Origin of the sequence: Bradyrhizobium diazoefficiens, from assembly GCF_016616235.1 — a bacterium.
GTDB classification, from domain to species: domain Bacteria; phylum Pseudomonadota; class Alphaproteobacteria; order Rhizobiales; family Xanthobacteraceae; genus Bradyrhizobium; species Bradyrhizobium diazoefficiens_H.
In genome coordinates, this window is sequence record NZ_CP067100.1 from 3,140,603 (window position 1) to 3,159,474 (window position 18,872).

15 protein-coding genes and 1 riboswitch are annotated in these 18,872 nt (G+C 64.3%); of the genes, 8 read left to right on the forward strand and 7 right to left on the reverse strand.

Annotation, left to right across the window (positions count from 1 at the left end; all coding sequences use genetic code 11):
• The first annotated feature begins 155 nt into the window (after positions 1-155).
• The 5 genes from recA to JJB99_RS14795 all read left to right on the forward strand — a co-directional run bounded on the left by recA (position 156) and on the right by JJB99_RS14795 (position 4,929).
• Positions 156-1,244, forward strand: a complete 1,089-nt coding sequence (gene recA / locus JJB99_RS14775; RefSeq protein WP_200499439.1) for a recombinase RecA — start codon at positions 156-158, stop codon at positions 1,242-1,244.
• 104 nt (positions 1,245-1,348) lie between these two features.
• Complete coding sequence (locus JJB99_RS14780) at positions 1,349-2,281, forward strand: hypothetical protein (RefSeq protein ID WP_246775251.1); 933 nt, start codon at positions 1,349-1,351, stop codon at positions 2,279-2,281.
• A gap of 57 nt (positions 2,282-2,338) precedes the next feature.
• Positions 2,339-3,337: a hypothetical protein gene (locus JJB99_RS14785; RefSeq protein ID WP_200499440.1), complete on the forward strand. Its 999-nt coding sequence runs from the start codon at positions 2,339-2,341 to the stop codon at positions 3,335-3,337.
• 49 nt (positions 3,338-3,386) lie between these two features.
• On the forward strand, positions 3,387-4,361 hold the full coding sequence (locus JJB99_RS14790) for a hypothetical protein (protein ID WP_246775252.1): 975 nt from the start codon (positions 3,387-3,389) through the stop codon (positions 4,359-4,361).
• A gap of 118 nt (positions 4,362-4,479) precedes the next feature.
• Positions 4,480-4,929: a GNAT family N-acetyltransferase gene (locus tag JJB99_RS14795; RefSeq protein ID WP_200499441.1), complete on the forward strand. Its 450-nt coding sequence runs from the start codon at positions 4,480-4,482 to the stop codon at positions 4,927-4,929.
• Positions 4,930-4,995: 66 nt separating this feature from the next.
• On the opposite strand, the gene JJB99_RS14800 is transcribed toward JJB99_RS14795, so the two are convergent.
• The 4 genes from JJB99_RS14800 to gcvT form a co-directional block, all read right to left on the reverse strand.
• Positions 4,996-5,433 (reverse strand): acyl-CoA thioesterase, encoded by a 438-nt coding sequence (locus tag JJB99_RS14800; RefSeq protein WP_200499442.1) that lies wholly within the window; start codon positions 5,431-5,433, stop codon positions 4,996-4,998.
• A gap of 127 nt (positions 5,434-5,560) precedes the next feature.
• The gene (gcvP, locus tag JJB99_RS14805; RefSeq protein ID WP_200500165.1) at positions 5,561-8,428 is read right to left on the reverse strand and encodes an aminomethyl-transferring glycine dehydrogenase; all 2,868 of its coding nucleotides are present in this window, start codon (positions 8,426-8,428) and stop codon (positions 5,561-5,563) included.
• A gap of 237 nt (positions 8,429-8,665) precedes the next feature.
• Positions 8,666-9,034, reverse strand: coding sequence for a glycine cleavage system protein GcvH (gcvH, locus tag JJB99_RS14810; RefSeq protein ID WP_200499443.1), 369 nt, complete (start codon positions 9,032-9,034; stop codon positions 8,666-8,668).
• Between the two features lie 10 nt (positions 9,035-9,044).
• Complete coding sequence (gene gcvT / locus JJB99_RS14815; RefSeq protein ID WP_200499444.1) at positions 9,045-10,193, reverse strand: glycine cleavage system aminomethyltransferase GcvT; 1,149 nt, start codon at positions 10,191-10,193, stop codon at positions 9,045-9,047.
• Between the two features lie 144 nt (positions 10,194-10,337).
• Positions 10,338-10,426: riboswitch (glycine riboswitch) on the reverse strand.
• A 222-nt stretch (positions 10,427-10,648) separates the two neighbouring features.
• Here gcvT and alaS point away from each other — a divergent pair.
• Positions 10,649-13,327 carry an alanine--tRNA ligase gene (gene alaS, locus JJB99_RS14820; RefSeq protein WP_200499445.1) on the forward strand — a complete coding sequence of 893 codons (2,679 nt, stop codon included), beginning with the start codon at positions 10,649-10,651 and terminating at the stop codon, positions 13,325-13,327.
• Positions 13,328-13,354: 27 nt separating this feature from the next.
• On the opposite strand, the gene JJB99_RS14825 is transcribed toward alaS, so the two are convergent.
• Together JJB99_RS14825 and JJB99_RS14830 are read right to left on the reverse strand one after the other, a co-directional pair.
• Positions 13,355-13,858: a DUF3455 domain-containing protein gene (locus JJB99_RS14825; protein WP_200499446.1), complete on the reverse strand. Its 504-nt coding sequence runs from the start codon at positions 13,856-13,858 to the stop codon at positions 13,355-13,357.
• Between the two features lie 96 nt (positions 13,859-13,954).
• Positions 13,955-15,169, reverse strand: coding sequence for an NADP-dependent isocitrate dehydrogenase (locus JJB99_RS14830; RefSeq protein WP_200499447.1), 1,215 nt, complete (start codon positions 15,167-15,169; stop codon positions 13,955-13,957).
• Positions 15,170-15,538: 369 nt separating this feature from the next.
• Here JJB99_RS14830 and JJB99_RS14835 point away from each other — a divergent pair, with 369 nt between their 5' ends.
• The gene (locus JJB99_RS14835) at positions 15,539-16,738 is read left to right on the forward strand and encodes a TrmJ/YjtD family RNA methyltransferase (protein WP_200499448.1); all 1,200 of its coding nucleotides are present in this window, start codon (positions 15,539-15,541) and stop codon (positions 16,736-16,738) included.
• Between the two features lie 102 nt (positions 16,739-16,840).
• Positions 16,841-17,329 carry a cyanase gene (cynS, locus tag JJB99_RS14840; RefSeq protein WP_200499449.1) on the forward strand — a complete coding sequence of 163 codons (489 nt, stop codon included), beginning with the start codon at positions 16,841-16,843 and terminating at the stop codon, positions 17,327-17,329.
• Between the two features lie 68 nt (positions 17,330-17,397).
• Here cynS and purB read toward each other — a convergent pair whose 3' ends face one another.
• A complete protein-coding gene (gene purB / locus JJB99_RS14845; protein ID WP_246775253.1) occupies positions 17,398-18,837 on the reverse strand; it encodes an adenylosuccinate lyase in 1,440 nt (479 codons plus the stop codon).
• Positions 18,838-18,872 lie beyond the last annotated feature (35 nt).

Genomic DNA, 18,872 nt, shown 5'->3' on the forward strand with positions numbered 1-18,872 from the left:
ACTTAGGCCACCCAGAGGCTAAAGCAGGCCAGCCCCCAAATCCGCAAAAGAACATATTGCGAACAGAGAACAGATAGGGTACATTACTTTTATCGACGACCCGCTGCCAATCGTTTGTCCCACACGCGAATCCTCGCCATAAGGAGCACGACCCAATGTCCGCCACTGCCCTGCGTATCGTCGAAGGATCTTCCATGGACAAGAGTAAAGCCCTGGCCGCCGCGCTCTCCCAGATCGAGCGCCAGTTCGGCAAGGGCTCGGTGATGAAGCTCGGCAAGAACGACCGCTCCATGGACATCGAGGCGGTGTCCTCCGGCTCGCTCGGGCTCGATATTGCGCTCGGCATCGGCGGCCTGCCCAAGGGGCGCATCGTCGAGATCTACGGACCGGAATCCTCAGGCAAGACGACGCTGGCGCTGCATACGGTGGCGGAAGCGCAGAAGAAGGGCGGCATCTGCGCCTTCATCGATGCCGAGCATGCGCTCGATCCGGTCTATGCCCGCAAGCTGGGCGTCAACATCGACGAGCTCCTGATCTCCCAGCCCGACACCGGCGAGCAGGCGCTGGAAATCTGCGACACATTGGTGCGCTCGGGTGCGGTCGACGTGCTGGTGATCGATTCGGTTGCGGCGCTGGTGCCGAAGGCCGAGCTCGAGGGCGAGATGGGCGATGCGCTGCCCGGCCTGCAGGCCCGTCTGATGAGCCAGGCGCTGCGCAAGCTGACGGCCTCGATCAACAAGTCCAACACCATGGTGATCTTCATCAACCAGATCCGCATGAAGATCGGTGTGATGTACGGCTCGCCGGAAACCACCACTGGCGGCAACGCGCTGAAATTCTATGCCTCGGTCCGCCTCGACATCCGCCGCATCGGCGCAATCAAGGAGCGCGACGAGGTGGTCGGCAACACCACGCGCGTCAAGGTGGTGAAGAACAAGCTGGCGCCGCCCTTCAAGCAGGTGGAGTTCGACATCATGTACGGCGAGGGCGTCTCCAAGATGGGCGAGATCCTCGATCTCGGCGTCAAGGCCGGCATCGTCGAGAAGTCCGGCGCCTGGTTCTCCTATGACAGCCAGCGCCTCGGCCAGGGCCGCGAGAACGCCAAGGCGTTCTTGAAGTCCAATCCCGACATCACCGCCAAGATCGAGACCTCGATCCGCCAGAACTCCGGCCTGATCGCCGAGCAGATTCTGGCCGGCACCCCCGAGCGCGATGCCGACGGCGAGGAGCCGGCGGACGAGTAAGTCTTACCGCGAAGATCTTTCGCGAGGAGCGGGCGCTGAGGACGTTGAGTTGCCGACGTCTTCGGTGCCCGTTTTGTTGTGCGTTGTAGCGATCGGGTGGTGCGATGAAGCGTCTGATCTTGACCGGCTGGGGCGGCGGCAGCGAGCTCGCTCGATCGGGATTGGCCGAGATTGTCATACCGCTCCATTTTCAATTCGCGTGGGGACCACTCCCGCCGACGGAAAAGCTCTCGGCTTATTTCGCTGCCTACACGACAGATCTTGGCCCGGCCGATCACTGGTCGGATTGGATCCGCTGGCCACGGGGCGCCAAGGGCCGCAAATTGTCGCTGGCCGAATTTTGCGAGCCGTATGACGCGATCGAACTCTGGTTCGCAGCGACGGCCCAAGACCAGCTGCAACTCGTCTGGTTGCTCGATCACCTTAGCAGCTGTCCTGCGCTGGCGCAGAAGCTCGCGCTGCGATTGCTGGATTCCGATCCGATGTTCAGTCCCGGTTATGATTTCGCTAAGGCCGAGCCGCACATTCCCTTGGCGAAGGTGGGCGCAGAGGAGTTCGAGATCGCCAAATTGGCGTGGTCGGCCTACTGCTCGCCGTCCCCGGAGGCCTGCATCGATCTGCTTCACCGCGATCTGAGTGCCTTGCTGATGCTGCGGCCGGCCTTGCTCGAGCTTCTGGCAGAACTCCCGTCTCCATTGACCGGGCTCGGTACGACCGAGATGCGATTTCTGGAGATGCTTGCCTGGTATGCGAACACAAATGCGTTGTTTCATTTGCGCTCGCTACGAGGCACGTACGTGTGGGGTGAGATCGAACTGGGATATTTGCTCGAAGGTCTCGCCCTTGGCCCCAAGCCGGCTGTGACCGGGCTGGGCGAGGAATTCGCACCATCGACCTTGGCAATCTCCGAGCCCGGCACGAAGTCTACCTCCGCAGCCGGCTGTCGCTCACCGAATTCGGAAGGGCCGTGCTGGCCCATCAGGAAGATTTCAGCCGTCACAACCCGATCGATCGCTGGTGGGGCGGCACGCATTTGACCAATGATCGGTTGTGGCGCTATGGCGCTGTTTTGACGAAGCCCTGAGGCCACGAGCATGACGCGGCTCATTGTCACGACAGGCTCATCCATCGCCGGCGCCATTCAACAGGCGGGCCTTGCCGATCTCGTGATTGCGATCGAACGGCGACTGGTCTGGGGCCAATTGCCGTCCGAAGTGGAGCTCCAAGCGTTCTTTGCGCCACGCACAACGCAGCCAAAAGGTCTTCATTGGCTGGACGATACGCCGCCCTGGCGCCTCGAAGAATGGAGTGTCAGGAACCGTGGATTTGTCGAATTGTTCGCAGAATGCGGCTCGTTCGAGTTTTGCAGGGGACCGGGGCCAAACGCACAATTGCTCATGTTCTGGCTGCTCGATCATTGGCGCCGCGAGACCACCACCGCGAACTTGAATTTCACCGTGCGCCAGCTACAGATTGCCATCGGCGGCATCGATCGACGCGCACTTGCCAGGCCACACCCGTTCGTGAATGAGATCGAACCCCATTACTTCAAATTGGCCAGCCGTGCATGGCGGGCCTATCGTGCGCCGACTCCGCAGAATTGGTTCGACCTGTTCAAGGCGAATCTGGTCGTACTGCCGCAGCTCAGCTCTTGCGTGACGGCTCTGCTTGAAGAGCTTCCGAGTTCTGCCTCGGGCCTTGGTGCCACGGAAGAGCAGATCCTGAAACTTGTCGCGCGGGGCGGCGTGCGGCCTTTCGATGTCCTGGGCTATCGAAGCCGCTACAGGTTGCCCGTATACGAGTACTGGGAAGTCGGGGCTCTGCTCGATGGGCTCGCGCGGTGCGACAGGCCAGGGGTCGCTGGACTGGATGAAGGTCCGTTTTCCCTTGAGATGCACAACGATTCAAGCCGCTTCCAGCGATACAAGCAATCCCGTCTGTCGCTCACCGAGTTCGGCAAAGCGGTGCTTGGCGGCAATGAGAATTTTCGCCGCCACAACCGGATCGATCGTTGGTGGGGCGGCACCCATTTGACCAACGACCGGTTGTGGCAGTGGGACGCCGAAGCCCACTCACTTGTCGCGCCTGGCTGATACGTACGTATTCGCTCAGAGTGCGTTGTATCAATTCTGAGAGGCGATCGTGTCACATTTGATCCTGGCCACGAACGATCTCGCGGCAGACACGCTTCGCCAGTCCGGTGCGGCGAACGTCGCGCTCGGATTCTATCTACGCCTCGTCTCGGGGAAATTGCCCTCGGACGAGCAACTCTTGATGGGGCTGGAGCGGCGATCGGCAAAGCATTGTAATCCAGGCGATCATTGGCTCGACGATGTTTGTCGTGGCTCGCTGGAAGGTTTCGGCACGCGCGATATAGGTTTCTTCGAGCTGTGTGCGAAGTTCGACTCGATCGAAATATGGGTCGATCCTCGGCCCAACGATCAGCTCGTGCTCGTCTGGCTGCTCGACCTGCTGCGTCCCTACAAAGAGATCACGACCAAGCTGAGCCTGGTGCACACGGATGACAGGGTTGCAAGCTTTGCTCCGCAATCGGTCGCAAAATGGAAGCTGCCGGTCTTCAAGGTGGTCGACAATCATCTGGTGACGGCAAGCCGCGCCTGGCGCGCCTATCGGGCTGAAACGCCGGAACCCTGCTTCGATCTGCTGATGACGGACCTGATGATCTTGCCGAGACTGCGATCGGCGCTCATTGCCATACTTGAGGAGCTTCCGGACAGCGTCACGGGACTTGGCGCCAGCGAAATGGATCTGCTGGATTTCGCGAACGACGGGCACACCGACCCGAGGCGCGTCTGCGAGGCGAGATGGCTTCGCGATGTACTCGACGAAGACGAGGCGGGCGATGCCCTGATCGAACTGGGGCAACATTCGGTGCCGCCGCTCCTGTTGGGCGATCCGGCGTTCGACAATGAGGATCGCTACTTCGGCAAGAGCGAGTGGAAGGTCACGCTGACCGAACTCGGGCGTTCACTTCTCGCTCGCGAAGACGATTTGTGGCGTCACAACCCCATCAAGCGCTGGTGGGGCGGTACCGAACTGACCAATGAACGGCTCTGGCGGTGGGATCGCGAAAGCCGATCGCTGATTGCGCCTTAGAGGCGCGTTCGGTGCTGTGGGGCGGGAAGGCGAAGCGCCGCGCCCACCATATTTCAATGCGAAGAAAAGAGGTTGGCACGCTCCGCTTTGCCCACCTTGCGAAGTTGAGGAGGGTGGCTTGATAGAATTCCGTTGGTACCGCTTTGGCGAATTTGGTTCGCAGGAGCTCTACGCCGTGCTTGCGTTGCGTCAGCAGATACTGGTGGTCGAGCAGCAGTCGCCCTACTCGGATTTGGATTTTGCCGACCAGACGGCGTCGCATTTGTTGGCGAGGATAGGCACCGATTTGGTCGCCTATGCTCGATGCACTTGGCCGTCTGAAGAGACCGCCTCTGCGTCGTTCGGCCGAGTAGTCGTTTCAAGACAACATCGGGGAACGGGACTTGGGAGGGAACTCGTGCAAAGGACGATCAGGCGCCTGAGAGAGCAGTCATGCGATATCGTCATCGGCGCGCAGCTTCAAAAATTCTATTCGGATTTCGGGTTCGTGCGTGAGGGCAAGCCATACGACGATGCGGGACTTCCGCATCTAAGGATGCGATGGCATCCTCGCGGCGTGCCGTTGTAGGCCTGCTCGAGACTTGCGCTTTTGCTGCCCGCCGAGTTGACGCTCAACACGGTGTCGCGGCGGGTTTCATGGCGCCGCCAGCGCCCTTTCCCGGCTCGCAACCAGCGCCCGCAAGTCCTCCGCCACAGCAACCGATTGATGGGTCTTCTGGTCGGTCGCGACCCAGATGATCTCGCCGGTCGCACGAAGATCCTCGGAGCCTTTGGCGAAGATCGCAAGTGTGAGCACGATCGAGGAACGGCCGATCTTCGCGACCCGTACACAGACGTCGATGTCCTCGTCGAACCGGATCGGCGCCTTGTATTCGACAACTGATTTCACGGTGTGAAAGTCGATGCCGGTCCTCGCCACCTCGCCGAGATAGTCGTAGCCGAGGGCGCGAAAATATTCGGTGATTGCGGTATCGAAGTAGGTCAAATAGTGGGCGTTGAACACCACGGCCTGCGCGTCGACCTCGGAATAGCGGACGCGAAACGGAAAATGAAACCAGAATTCCTCGCGCATGAATCCTCCTGCCGCCGGCGGTCCTGTCGTCTATCGTTCGTCTCGCAACCCGCTGCCGCCATCGGAGGCTGGCCACTGCGCTTCGGTCGATCGCGCTTTGCCCACCCTACGAAACCTCGGTCGTGACTTACTCCGCCGCTTCCGCGTAATCGCTCACCGGCGGGCACGAGCACACCAGGTTGCGGTCGCCATAGACGTTGTCGACGCGGCCGACCGGGCACCAGTATTTGTCGGTACGCGAAGTGCCTGCGGGGAAGCAGCCCTCGCTGCGGGTATAGGCGCGCTTCCAGTCGTCGTCCGCGATGTCGTGCACGGTGTGCGGAGCGTGGCGCAATGGCGACGCTTCGATCTTGAAGCGGCCGGCCTCGACCTCGGCGATCTCCTTGCGGATCGCGATCATGGCATCGCAGAACCGGTCCAGCTCGGCCTTCGATTCCGACTCGGTCGGCTCGATCATCAGCGTGCCCGGCACCGGGAAGCTCATGGTCGGGGCGTGGAAGCCGTAGTCGATCAGGCGTTTTGCGATGTCGTCCACGGTGACACCTGATGTCGTCTTCAGCGGGCGTGGATCGACGATGCATTCATGAGCGACGCGGCCCCTGGCGTTCTTGTAGAGCACCGGGAAGTGCGGATCGAGACGCGCGGCAATGTAGTTGGCGTTGAGGATCGCGATCTCGGTGGCGCGCTTCAAGCCTTCGCCGCCCATCATCAGGATGTAGATGTAGGAGATGGTGAGGATCGAGGCCGAGCCGAACGGTGCGGCCGAGACTGGACCGACCGGTGCCTCGGCGCTGGTTGCAGGATGGCCGGGCAGGAACGGCGCAAGATGCGCCTTGACGCCGATCGGGCCCATGCCGGGGCCGCCGCCGCCATGCGGGATGCAGAAGGTCTTGTGCAAATTGAGATGGCTGACGTCGGCGCCGTAGTCGCCGGGCCTGCTAAGCCCGACCTGCGCGTTGAGGTTGGCGCCGTCGAGATACACTTGGCCGCCATGGCCGTGGACGATGTCGCAGATCTCGCGAATGTGCTCCTCGAACACGCCGTGGGTCGAGGGATAGGTGATCATGACAGCGGCGAGATTGGTCGAATGCTCTTCGGCCTTGGCGCGGAGATCATTGATGTCGACGTCGCCGTTCTTTTCGCAGGCGACCACCACCACGTCCATCCCGACCATCGCGGCCGAGGCCGGATTGGTGCCGTGGGCGGAGGAGGGGATCAGGCAGATTTTTCGGTGGCTCTGCCCACGCGCCGCATGATAGCCGCGGATCGCAAGCAGCCCGGCATATTCGCCCTGCGCGCCCGAGTTCGGCTGCAGCGAGATCGCGTTATAACCGGTGATGTCGCACAGCCATTTTTCCAGCCGCGCGAACAGCGCGTGATAGCCGGCGGCCTGCTCGCGCGGGACGAACGGGTGCAGGGACCCGAATTCCGGCCAGGTCAGCGGCATCATCTCGGTGGTGGCGTTCAGCTTCATGGTGCAGGATCCCAGCGGAATCATCGCACGGTCGAGCGCGAGGTCGCGGTCGCTGAGCTTGCGCATGTAGCGCAGCATCTCGGTCTCCGAGCGATGCGCATGGAAGACGGGATGCGTCAGGAAGGCGGTTGCGCGCTTCAGCGCCTCCGGCAGCGCCTCGCGCGTGGTGGCGTCGATCTCGGCATAGGCAAGCTGGCCGCCGAAGGCGCGCCAGACCGCTTCCACCGTCGCGGGCGTCGTGGTCTCATCGAGCGCGATGCGCAGGCTGGTCTCACTGACACCGAGATTGATCTTCTCGGCGGCCGCGCGCGCGACGATCTCGGCGCGCTTGCCGCCAGCATCAACGCTGAGCGTGTCGAAGAAGGTTTCGCTATCAGGCGCAAAGCCGAGCTTGCGCAGGCCCGCCGCGAGCACGGCGGCGCGGCGATGCACGTTGCGCGCAATCTGAGAGAGTCCCTCGGGGCCGTGATAGACGGCGTACATCGAGGCGATCACGGCGAGCAGCACCTGCGCGGTGCAGATGTTGGAGGTCGCCTTCTCACGGCGGATGTGCTGCTCGCGGGTCTGGAGCGCGAGACGGTAGGCAGGCATCCCGCGGGAGTCCACGGAGAGGCCGACGATGCGGCCGGGCAGCGAGCGCTTCAGCGCATCGCGCACCGCCATATAGGCCGCGTGCGGTCCGCCATAGCCCATCGGCACGCCAAAACGCTGCGCCGAGCCGATGGCGATGTCGGCCCCGAGTTCGCCGGGCGAGGCGAGCAGCGTCAGCGCCAAGAGATCGGCGGCAACGATCGCGAGCGCGCCCTTGGCTTTCAGCGCCGCGATTGCGGGTCTGAGGTCGCGCACCGCGCCGGAGGAGCCCGGATATTGCAGCAGCGCGCCGAGCACGTCGGCCTTGTCCAGATCGGCGAGAGGATCGCCGACGATCAGGTTCCAGCCGAGCGGCGCCGCACGGGTGCGCATCACGGCCAGCGTCTGCGGATGAACGTCCTTGTCGACGAAAAACGCTTTGGCTTCGACCTTCGAGTGCCGCTCCGCCAGCGCCATGGCTTCGGCGGCGGCGGTCGCTTCATCGAGCAACGAGGCGTTGGCGACATCGAGCCCGGTGAGGTCGCAGATCATGGTCTGGAAGTTGAGCAGCGCTTCCAGCCGGCCCTGGCTGATCTCGGGCTGGTAGGGGGTGTAGGCCGTGTACCAGGCTGGATTCTCCAGGATGTTGCGCTGGATCACTGCGGGCAGGATCGTGCCGGAATAGCCCTGGCCGATCAGCGAGGTGAAGACCTGGTTCTGGGCTGCAAGCTCGCCCATATGCGCGATCGCCTCGGTCTCGCTCAAGGCCTTGCCGAGATCGAGCGGGGTGGCCTGCCGAATCGAAGCCGGCAGCGTTTCCGCCATCAACGCATCGACGCTTTTGGCGCCGACGGTCTCCAGCATCGCGGCGACATCGCGCGCGGAGGGACCGATGTGGCGGCGAACGAAGGGGGCGGCGGTGTCGCCATTGGATTTGCGGTGCGCGGTCATCATGGGTCCTCGCTTTAGGTCATCTATCGCTGTCATCGTCCGGGAAGGAGGGCGATGACGCCGTGGCGGTTCGCCTCATCACTCCGCTGTCATGCCCCGCCTAGTGCGCAATTGCGCACGGGGGCGGGGCATCCAGTAAACGCAGGCGTCACGGCTAGAGTCGATGGGCCGCGGCGTACTGGATCACCCGCCTGCGCGGGTGATGACACCGAGTATGGGGCGGCCGTTCTCGTCATCTCACGCCGTGTGCGCCTTGTAGGCGGCTTCATCCATGAGGCCGCCGAGCTCGCTCTTGTCGGCGATCTTGATCTTGAAGAACCACGCCTTGCCTTGCGCGTCCGTGTTCACCAGCGCCGGCTCGGCGGCGAGCTCCGGGTTGGTCGCGAGCACTTCGCCCGTAACAGGCGCGTAGACGTCGGAGGCGGCTTTCACGGATTCCACGACCGCGGCGGCTTCGGCCTTCTTCAACGCGCGGCCGACCTTGGGCAATTCGACGAACACGACGTCGCCGAGCTGCTGCTGCGCATAATCGGTGATGCCGACGGTCGCGACATCGCCGTCGATCGCCAGCCATTCATGGTCGGAAGTGTACAGCGTCGTGGTCATTGTCTTGTCCTCAGCGTTTGTAGGTGTTTTTCACGAAGGGCATGGCGGCAACAGTGAGCGGCAGAAATTGCCCGCGCACCTCGGCGAAGAGTTTTGTGCCGAGCGCGCTCAGGCGCGTCGGCACGTAGCCCATCGCGACCGGCGCGTTCAGGCTCGGACCGAAACCGCCCGATGTGACCTTTCCGATCGGCGCGCCCCCGGTTGCGTCCGCAAACAGCAGCGCGCCCTCGCGCACCGGCGCACGGCCCTCGGCACGCAGGCCGACGCGGCGGCGGGATGCGCCGTTGTCGAAATGAGCGAGGATCTTCGCGGCACCGGGAAAGCCGCCGGCGCGGGCACCAGCGGTGCGGCGGCTCTTCTGTACAGACCATTCCAGCGCGGCTTCGACCGGTGTGGTCGTGGTGTCGATGTCGTGGCCGTAGAGGCAGAGGCCGACCTCCAGCCGCAGGCTGTCGCGGGCCCCCAAGCCGATCGGCATCACATCGGGATTGTCCAGCAGCCTCCTGGCCAGCCGCTCGGCATCGGCCGCGGGGACCGAGATCTCAAAACCGTCCTCGCCAGTATAGCCGGAGCGCGAGACGAAACAGGGAAGGCCGGCGACCTCATGCGGGCCGGCGTCCATGAACTTCATGGCGGGCGCCTCTGCACACAGTTTCGCCAGCACCGCTTCCGCCTTGGGGCCCTGGAGCGCGATCAGCGCGCGGCTTTCCAGCGAATCGATGACGCAGTCGCCGGACAGATGCGTGCGCAGATGCGCCTCGTCCGCGCCCTTGCAGGCGGCGTTGACGACCAGGAACAGGTGATCGCCGAAATTGGCGACCATCAGATCGTCGAGAATGCCGCCATCCGCATTGGTGAACTGGGCGTAGCGCTGCCGGCCCGGAGCGATCGCCACGATGTCTTGCGGCACCAGCCGTTCCAGCGCGCGGGCGGCGTCCTCAACCTTGCCGGATTTCGGCCGAAGCGCGATCTGGCCCATATGGGAGACGTCGAACAGGCCGGCGGAGGCGCGGGTGTGGAGGTGTTCCTTCAGCACGCCCGCAGGGTATTGCACGGGCATGTCATAGCCCGCGAACGGCACCATCTTGCCGCCGAGCGACACGTGAAGGTCGTGAAGGGGAGTACGTTTCAGGGACGTTTCGTCGTCGCGCGCCGGCATCACAGGGGCCCTCGGCGGTTCCCCGGGGACGATTCCCCGAGCTAACCAGTCGAAGCCCCATCTGTCGCTGTGCCTGAGAGTATTATCCCGTCGGCGGACGCTGTCCGGGCCTAAACCCGCCAGCGCCTCTTTCCAGATGTCGTCAAAGCCACGCGGTCCTTTTGCCTGAGAGTTTCCGGGGCGGTTGCTCCTTCGGCGCCGGCAATGAAGCCGGTCTCTCCCGACGTGGCCGTACGATACAGATGGGTACAGACCACAGCGCGGCCAAGCCTGTCAACGCGGGTCTTTCGGCTTTCAACGGGGATTGCGCGCCTGCGGCAACCCACTGATCTCTCTGCACAGTTTCTGGACAGCGAAGCTGGCCTTGTCTAAAAGCGCTTTGGCCCGCAGATATCAGCCTAAATTTCAGGTTTGGATGGCGTGAAGCGGGTCCAGGCACACCCGATTGGATGAACATGAGCGGCGTCAACGAGATCAGGTCGACCTTTCTGAACTTCTTTGCCGAGAACGGCCACGAGATCGTGCCTTCCTCGCCGCTCGTGCCGCGCAACGATCCGACCTTGATGTTCACCAATGCCGGCATGGTGCAGTTCAAGAACGTCTTCACCGGCGTCGAGGAGCGGCCCTATCAGCGCGCGACGACGTCGCAGAAATGCGTGCGCGCCGGCGGCAAGCACAACGACCTCGACAATGTCGGCTACACCGCGCGCCATCTCACCTTCTTCGAGATGCTCGGCAATTTCTCGTTCGGCGACTACTTCAAGGAGCGCGCGATCGAGCTCGCCTGGACCTTGATCACCCGCGACTTTGGGCTGAACAAGGACAAGCTGCTCGTCACCGTCTACCACACCGACGACGAGGCGCACGGGCTCTGGAAAAAGATCGCGGGCTTCTCCGACGACCGCATCATCCGCATTCCAACCTCGGACAATTTCTGGGCGATGGGCGACACCGGCCCGTGCGGCCCGTGCTCGGAGATCTTCATCGACCGCGGCGATCACATCTGGGGCGGACCTCCGGGCTCTGCCGAAGAGGACGGCGACCGCTTCCTCGAGTTCTGGAACCTGGTGTTCATGCAGTACGAGCAGGTGACGAAGGAGGAGCGCGTGGATCTACCGCGCCCCTCGATCGACACCGGCATGGGCCTCGAGCGCATGGCCTCGATCATGCAGGGCGTCGACAGCGTGTTCGAGACCGATCTGTTCCGTCATTTGATCGACGCAACGTCGTCGGCGCTCGGCAGCGGCCCGAACGAGCAGACCTTGGCCTCGTTCCGCGTCATCGCCGACCACTTGCGCTCCTCCGCCTTCCTGGTCGCGGACGGCGTGCTGCCCTCGAACGAGGGCCGCGGCTATGTGCTGCGCCGGATCATGCGCCGCGCGATGCGCCATGCACAGCTGCTCGGGGCCAAGGAGCCGCTGATGCATCGGCTGGTCTGGGCGCTGGTCCGCGAGATGGGCCAGGCCTATCCCGACCTGATGCGCGCGGAGAACCTGATCGAGGAGACGCTGCGGCTGGAAGAGACCCGCTTCCGCAAGACTCTTGCGCGCGGCTTGTCGATCCTGGACGAGAAGTCGGCGTCCCTGAAGAAGGGCGACATGTTCGACGGCGATGTCGCGTTCACGCTGTACGACACTTACGGCTTCCCGCTCGACCTGACCCAGGACGCGCTGAAATCGCGCGGCATCGGCGTGGATCAAGCTGCGTTCAACGACGCGATGGAGCGCCAGAAGGCCAAGGCGCGCGAATCCTGGAAGGGCTCTGGCGAGGCGGCCTCGGAGGCGATCTGGTTCCCGCTGCGCGAAAAGCTCGGGGCCACCGAATTCCTGGGCTACGAGACCGAGAGCGCCGAAGGCGTGGTCTCCGCGCTGGTGAAGGACGGCCGCGAAGTTGCCAGCCTCAAGGCCGGCGACAGCGGTGCGATCGTGCTGAACCAGACGCCGTTCTATGCGGAGTCCGGCGGCCAGGTCGGCGACACCGGCGTGCTGACGGGCGAGGGCGGCATCAAGTTCCGCGTCACCGACACGCAGAAGAAGCTCGGCGACTTCTTCGTGCACGTCGGCACGGTCGAGAGCGGCGAGGTGAAGGTCGGCAGCGCGCTACAGCTCGAGGTTGATCATTCCAGGCGCTCCTCGATCCGCGCGCATCACTCGGCGACGCATCTCATCCACGAGGCGCTGCGCCAGGTGCTCGGCGACCACATCGCTCAGCGCGGCTCGATGGTCGCGCCGGATCGCCTGCGCTTCGACTTCGTGCATCCGAAGCCGATCACGCCGGAGGAACTCGCCCGCGTCGAGGACATCGCCAACGACGTGGTGCTGGAGAACGACGAAGTCACAACCCGCGTGATGGGCGTCGACGAGGCCCGCGAGGCCGGCGCGCGCGCCCTGTTCGGCGAAAAGTATGGCGACGAGGTCCGCGTCGTCTCGATGGGCAAGACCGCGCGCGAGCGCGCCGCCAATGCGCTCGGCTGGTCGGTCGAGCTCTGCGGCGGCACGCATGTGCGGCGCACCGGCGATATCGGCCTGATCACGCTGACGAGCGAGAGCGCGGTCGCCTCCGGCGTGCGGCGCATCGAGGCGCTGACCGGCAATTACGCCCGCCGCCACGCCAACGAGACCATGGCGCTGGCGAAGACGGCGGCGAACGAGCTGCGCACCTCGATCGACGACGTGCCGGCGCGCATCGCCGCGCTGATGGAGGAGCGCAAGAAGCTCGAGCGCGAGCTGTCCGACGCCCGCAAGAAGCTCGCGATGGGCGGCGGCGCATCGAGCGGCGATGGTGCAGCGGCCAGCGTGCGCGAGGCCGGCGGCGTCAAGCTGATGGCGCGTGCGGTCGAGGGCATCGAGATGAAAGATCTCAAGAGCCTCGCCGACGACGGCAAGAAGCAGATCGGCTCCGGCGTGGTCGCCATCGTCGGCGTCACGGAGGACGGCAAGGCCGGTGTCGTGGTTGGCGTCACGCAAGACCTCACCGCGCGCTTCAACGCCGTGAACCTCGTCCGCGTCGCCTCCGAGGCGCTGGGCGGCAAGGGCGGCGGCGGCCGGCCCGACATGGCGCAGGCCGGCGGCCCTGACGGCGCCAAGGCGACCGAGGCGCTGGCTGCGATCGAAAAAGCGATGGCGGGCGCTTGAGGCGCGAGGGCACCGACCGCTGAGCGGTCAGCCCTTCTTCAGGAAAACATACTCGGCCGCGTAGGGCGCGCTCTTGAACTCGCCGGCCTTGTCGCAGGCGCCGTCGAGCTTGCCGCCATGGGTGTTGATGCGCTGGACGGTGGTGACGGGCGTCAGCACGCCGCTGCCGCGGCGAGAGACGACTTCCAGCTTCAGCCAGGGGATATCGGCGGCTGTCGCACCCGGCGCATTGCCGGCGGCCTTGGCGACCACGGCGCTGCCGTCGGCGTGCTCCCAGTTCGGACCGGCATAGTGCCGGCCGATGGTCTTGCCCTCGGCGAGCAGCGTCGCGATCGGCTCGCGGAAGGTCCAGGCGAGCTTGCCGTCGGCACCGGCCTTGCACTCATAGACCTGCGCGCCTTCGGCGTGGACGCTGAGCACGATGCTCTCGCCGGGCGCGGCGATGGCCTCGGGGAGCGGGCCTGCGGCAACAGCCGGCCCAGCCGTCGCGGCAAGCAGCATCAGGCAGGGGACGGCAAGCTTGATCGACATGGTCGCATCTCCGCGCGAGGGGTCTCAAAAAGACGGGCCGCGCTGGTGGCGCGGCCCGTGATGATGTCCGGCCCGGTCGGGCGAATTGCGGACGGCTCAGGCCGCCAACGCCTTCGTGAGATTCTCGGCGACCTTGTCGAGGAAGCCCGTGGTCGACAGCCAGCGCTGGTCGGCGCCGACCAGCAGCGCGAGGTCCTTGGTCATGTAGCCGGCCTCGACGGTGTCGACGCAGACCTTCTCCAGCGTGTTCGCGAACTTGGCGAGCTCGGCATTGTTGTCGAGCTTGGCGCGGTGCGACAGGCCGCGCGTCCAGGCGAAGATCGAGGCGATCGAGTTGGTCGAGGTCTCCTTGCCCTTCTGGTGCTCGCGGTAGTGGCGGGTCACCGTGCCGTGGGCAGCTTCCGCTTCCACCGTCTTGCCGTCGGGGGTGAGCAGCACCGAGGTCATCAGGCCGAGCGAGCCGTAGCCCTGCGCCACCGTGTCGGACTGCACGTCGCCGTCGTAGTTCTTGCAGGCCCAGACATAGCCGCCGGACCATTTCAGCGCCGAGGCCACCATGTCGTCGATCAGACGGTGCTCGTAAGTCAGACCCTTGGCGTCGAACTCCTTCTTGAACTCGGCGTCGAAGATCTCCTGGAAGATGTCCTTGAAGCGGCCGTCATAGACTTTCAGGATCGTGTTCTTGGTCGAGAGATAGACCGGATAGCCGCGCAGCAGGCCGTAGTTGAACGAGGCGCGGGCGAAGTCGATGATGGAGTCGTCGAGATTGTACATCTCCATGGCGACGCCGGCGCCGGGCGCCTTGAACACTTCCTTCTCGATCACGGTGCCGTCCTCGCCGACGAACTTCAGCGAGAGCGTGCCCTTGCCCGGGAACTTGATGTCGGTGGCGCGGTACTGGTCGCCATAGGCGTGGCGGCCGATGATGATCGGCTTGGTCCAGCCGGGCACGAGGCGCGGCACGTTCTTGCAGATGATCGGCTCGCGGAAGATCACGCCGCCGAGGATGTTGCGGATGGTGCCGTTCGGCGACTTCCACATCTGCTTGAGATTGAACTCCTTCACCCGGGCTTCATCCGGGGTAATGGTGGCGCACTTGACGCCGACGCCGACCTTCTTGATGGCTTCGGCGGCGTCGATGGTGACCTGATCGTTGGTGTGGTCGCGGTATTCCATGCCCAGGTCGAAATACATCAGCTCGACATCAAGGAACGGGTTGATCAGCTTGTCCTTGATGTACTGCCAGATGATCCGGGTCATCTCGTCGCCATCGAGTTCGACGACGGGATTGGATACCTTGATTTTTGCCATGATCGGGGAAGCCTCTTGGGAACGGCGCGTGTCGTGCGCCACGGGAATATCCGCCGCCTCTTAGCACCCAGACGCGGCGGGCGAAAGCCAAGGGATTATGCACTTTTAGCCGATCCTGCTTCCACGGATGGGGGGCGGGAGGGCGACCTGCCGCAGGGCGGGCTTCAGGCTTCAGGAGAGATTCAAGAGCCGATTCTAACCCCGTTATTTCCCTTGCATATTTTCCTTGCGAATTCTGTCAGGACCGGCAAACGACGGGCGAACGGGCAGCCGGCCCACGATCCTGCCAAGACCGCGCAAGGCCGGCTCTGAATCAATTCTTGAGGGCGCGTTGCTAAGGCCCTGAAACCAGCGCGAAAGCGAAGCGAGATGTCGGGGACTGACAAGAGCAAGGTGGGCCTTTCCCTCGACGGTCCCATTGTGATCCTCGTCGAGCCGCAGCTCGGCGAAAACATCGGCATGGCCGCGCGCGCCATGGGCAATTTCGCGCTTTCCGCGCTGCGCATCGTCAACCCCCGTGACGGCTGGCCCAACATCGCCGCCCAGCGTGCCGCCGCCGGCGCCGACCACATTTTGGAAAAGGCCGAACTGTTCGACACGGTCGCGCAGGCGGTTGCCGATCTCGACCTCCTGTTCGCCACCACGGCCCGTCCCCATGACCAAGCCAAGCCGGTGGTCGGGCCGGAAGCCGCCGCGGCCGAGATCTCGGATCATGTCGCCACGGGAGGCAAGGCCGGCATCCTGTTCGGCCGGGAACGCTGGGGGCTGACCAATGAGGAGGTGGGCCTCTCCAACCGCATCATCACCTTCCCGGTCAATCCGGGCTTTGCCTCGCTCAACCTCGCCCAGGCGGTGCTCCTGGTCGGCTACGAATGGTTCAAGCGGGCGACATCCGGCGAGTTGCCGCATGCGATGCCCGAGCGTTCCGAGCGCGCCTCGCAGCACCAGATCCAGGCTTTCTTCGAGAACCTGATCCGCGAGCTCGACAAGGTCGAATTCCTGCGGCCAGCGGAAAAGCGCGACACCATGCTGGTGAACCTGCGCAACATCTTCACCCGCATGGAGCCGACCAAGCAGGACATGCACACCCTGCACGGCGTGGTGATGGCGATCGCGGAAGGGCGCAAGGGTCCGGCCAAAGGCGGCGTGCTCGACGGCGAGCAGGCCACGCGCCTGCGCGCACTCTTGGCCGAGCACGGGCAGGGCGGCGGCGTGCCCGACAGCGGCTCGACCGTGCGCGGCCTCGCCCGCCTGCTTCGCCGTAACCCGACCGACGCCGAACGCCTGCTCTGGCAGGCGCTGACCCGGGACCGCCGCTTCGCCGGCCAGTTCAAGCGCCAGACCCCTGTGGGGCGCCACATCCCCGACTTCGTCTCGTTCCCGCACCGGATCGCGATCGAGCTGGTCAACCCGGGCGAGGGCGAGACGATCGTCGCCGACCGCGCGGGCCGGCGGGCGTGGCTCGAGGCGCGCGACTACCGGGTGATGGAGATCCGGGCCGCTGACGTGGAGCGCGATCTCGAGGCTGAGCTGGTGCGGCTTGCGGGGATGATCGAGCAAACGACATAGCTCTCGTAAGGTGGGTTGCCTGAGTTGGCCGCCTCATTTATTGGCACGTTTCGTGCCTCCGAAAGTGGCAGGCGACACAGTGCCTGGCCAAGGAGACCGAACATGAAACGCGAAGACCTCACCGAAAAGCTGCTCGACGTCAAGCGCGAGAAGGGCTGGAGCTGGAAACACATCTGCGAGAAGATCGGCGGCTATTCCGAGGTGCTGATCGTTGGTGCGATCCTCGGCCAGATGAAGCTGACGAAACCGCAGGCCGCCAATGCCGGCGAACTGTTTGGCTTGTCGAAGGCGGAAGTCGCGATGCTGAACGAGGTGCCGACGCGCGGCACCGGCACGCCGATGCCGCCGACAGATCCCTTGATCTACCGCTTCTACGAGATGGTGATGGTGAACGGTCCGGCCTGGAAGGCGCTGATCGAGGAAGAATTCGGCGACGGCATCATGTCGGCGATCGACTTCGACATGGCCATGGAGCGCGTCGCCAATCCGAAGGGCGACCGCGTCAAGATCACGATGTCAGGCAAATTCCTGCCGTACAAATATTACGGCGCCAGCGGCAACGTGCCGGAATACGGCTTCAAGGAGGAGTGAGGGCGAATGGCAGATTGCGAGTAGCGAATGGAATCCACTCCATTCGCTATTCGCTACTCACCATTCGCTTACAGGATTGCGCCCGGCGTGTACTTGGCCGCCTCAGGCTTCGCCTTCGCCAGCGCGTCGACCTGCTCGGCGAAGTGATCGACCTGCGCGGGCGCATCGCCGGAATTGGCGCGGCCGTGATCGAGCACGCGCTGGAGCTCGGCTTCGCTGAGGCCAAGACGCTGATCGGCTGCGAGGCGCTGCAAGAGGTCGTTCTGCACGATCTTGCCGGTACGCAGGTCGCGGATGGCCGCGACCGCGTGCTCCTTGATCGCCTCGTGCGCGCCCTCGCGCCCCGCGCCCTTCTTCACTGCCTCCATCATGACCGTGGTGGTCAGCAGGAAGGGCAGATAGCGGTTGAGCTCGGTCGCGACGACGGCGTCGAAGATTTCCATCTGGTCGAGCACGGAGAGCAGGGTCTCGAGCAGGCCGTCCATGGCGAGGAAGGCATCGGGCAGCATCACGCGGCGGACCACGGAGCAGGAGACGTCACCCTCGTTCCACTGGTCGCCGGCGAGCCCTGAGGCCATCGCAAGATAGCCCTTCAGCACCACATGCAGGCCGTTGATGCGCTCGCAGGAGCGGCTGTTCATCTTGTGCGGCATGGCGGAGGAGCCGACCTGGCCCTTGGCAAAGCCTTCGCTGGCGAGCTCGTGGCCCGCCATCAGCCGCAGCGTCTTGGCGAAGCTGCCGGGGCCGCTGGCGAGATCGACCAGCACGCTGACCGCGCGGAAATCGAGGCTGCGCGGATAGACCTGGCCGACCGCATCGAAGCTCTTGGGCAAGCCGAGGTGCTTGAGGATTTGCTGTTCCAGCGCGCGGGCCTTGCCGGCCTCGCCGTTGAACAGGGTGATCTGGTCGAGCCGCGTGCCGACTGCGCCCTTCAGGCCGCGCGCCGGATAGGTGTCGAGCAGGTTGACGAGGGCTTGATGCGCCAGCAGCATCTCCTCGCCGAACATGGCGATGCGCTTGCCGAGCGTCGTGACCTGCGCGGCGACATTGTGCGTGCGCGCCGTGAACGGCATGTCGCGCAATCGCCTTGCGTGCTTGGCAAAGCGAATCAGCGCCGCGATGCTCTTGGTCTCGATCAGCTGGAGCCCGCGATAGACCTGGAGCTGCTCCACGTTCTCGGTGAGGTCGCGGCTGGTCATGCCCTTGTGCAGGTGCTCGTGACCGGCGAGATCGCAGAATTCCTCGATCCGCGCCTTGACGTCGTGGCGGGTGATGCGCTCGCGGCGCATGATGGAGTCGAGATTAACCTGGTCTTTGACGCGTTCGTAGGCTTCGATCACGCCATCCGGCACGGGGATGCCGAGATCGCGCTGAGCCTTCAGCACGGCGATCCAGTAGTCGCGTTCGAGGCGAACCTTGCCTTCGCCGCTCCAGATGGCGCGCATGGCGGGCGAGGCATAGCGGTCGGCGAGGACGTTGGAGATATGATCCTGAGGCATGCCGCTCATTTGGCATTGCCCGGAGCCCGCCGCAAGCTGTTATG

What these genes read in the sequence shown, in the direction of transcription:
- recA (WP_200499439.1), top strand. Translation starts at nt 156, where the DNA reads ATGTCCGCCACTGCCCTGCGTATCGTCGAAGGATCTTCCATGGACAAG.
- JJB99_RS14780 (WP_246775251.1), top strand. Translation starts at nt 1,349, where the DNA reads ATGAAGCGTCTGATCTTGACCGGCTGGGGCGGCGGCAGCGAGCTCGCT.
- JJB99_RS14785 (WP_200499440.1), top strand. Translation starts at nt 2,339, where the DNA reads ATGACGCGGCTCATTGTCACGACAGGCTCATCCATCGCCGGCGCCATT.
- JJB99_RS14800 (WP_200499442.1), bottom strand. Translation starts at nt 5,433, where the DNA reads ATGCGCGAGGAATTCTGGTTTCATTTTCCGTTTCGCGTCCGCTATTCC.
- gcvP (WP_200500165.1), bottom strand. Translation starts at nt 8,428, where the DNA reads ATGACCGCGCACCGCAAATCCAATGGCGACACCGCCGCCCCCTTCGTT.
- gcvH (WP_200499443.1), bottom strand. Translation starts at nt 9,034, where the DNA reads ATGACCACGACGCTGTACACTTCCGACCATGAATGGCTGGCGATCGAC.
- gcvT (WP_200499444.1), bottom strand. Translation starts at nt 10,193, where the DNA reads ATGCCGGCGCGCGACGACGAAACGTCCCTGAAACGTACTCCCCTTCAC.
- alaS (WP_200499445.1), top strand. Translation starts at nt 10,649, where the DNA reads ATGAGCGGCGTCAACGAGATCAGGTCGACCTTTCTGAACTTCTTTGCC.
- JJB99_RS14825 (WP_200499446.1), bottom strand. Translation starts at nt 13,858, where the DNA reads ATGTCGATCAAGCTTGCCGTCCCCTGCCTGATGCTGCTTGCCGCGACG.
- JJB99_RS14830 (WP_200499447.1), bottom strand. Translation starts at nt 15,169, where the DNA reads ATGGCAAAAATCAAGGTATCCAATCCCGTCGTCGAACTCGATGGCGAC.
- JJB99_RS14835 (WP_200499448.1), top strand. Translation starts at nt 15,539, where the DNA reads ATGTCGGGGACTGACAAGAGCAAGGTGGGCCTTTCCCTCGACGGTCCC.
- cynS (WP_200499449.1), top strand. Translation starts at nt 16,841, where the DNA reads ATGAAACGCGAAGACCTCACCGAAAAGCTGCTCGACGTCAAGCGCGAG.
- purB (WP_246775253.1), bottom strand. Translation starts at nt 18,837, where the DNA reads ATGAGCGGCATGCCTCAGGATCATATCTCCAACGTCCTCGCCGACCGC.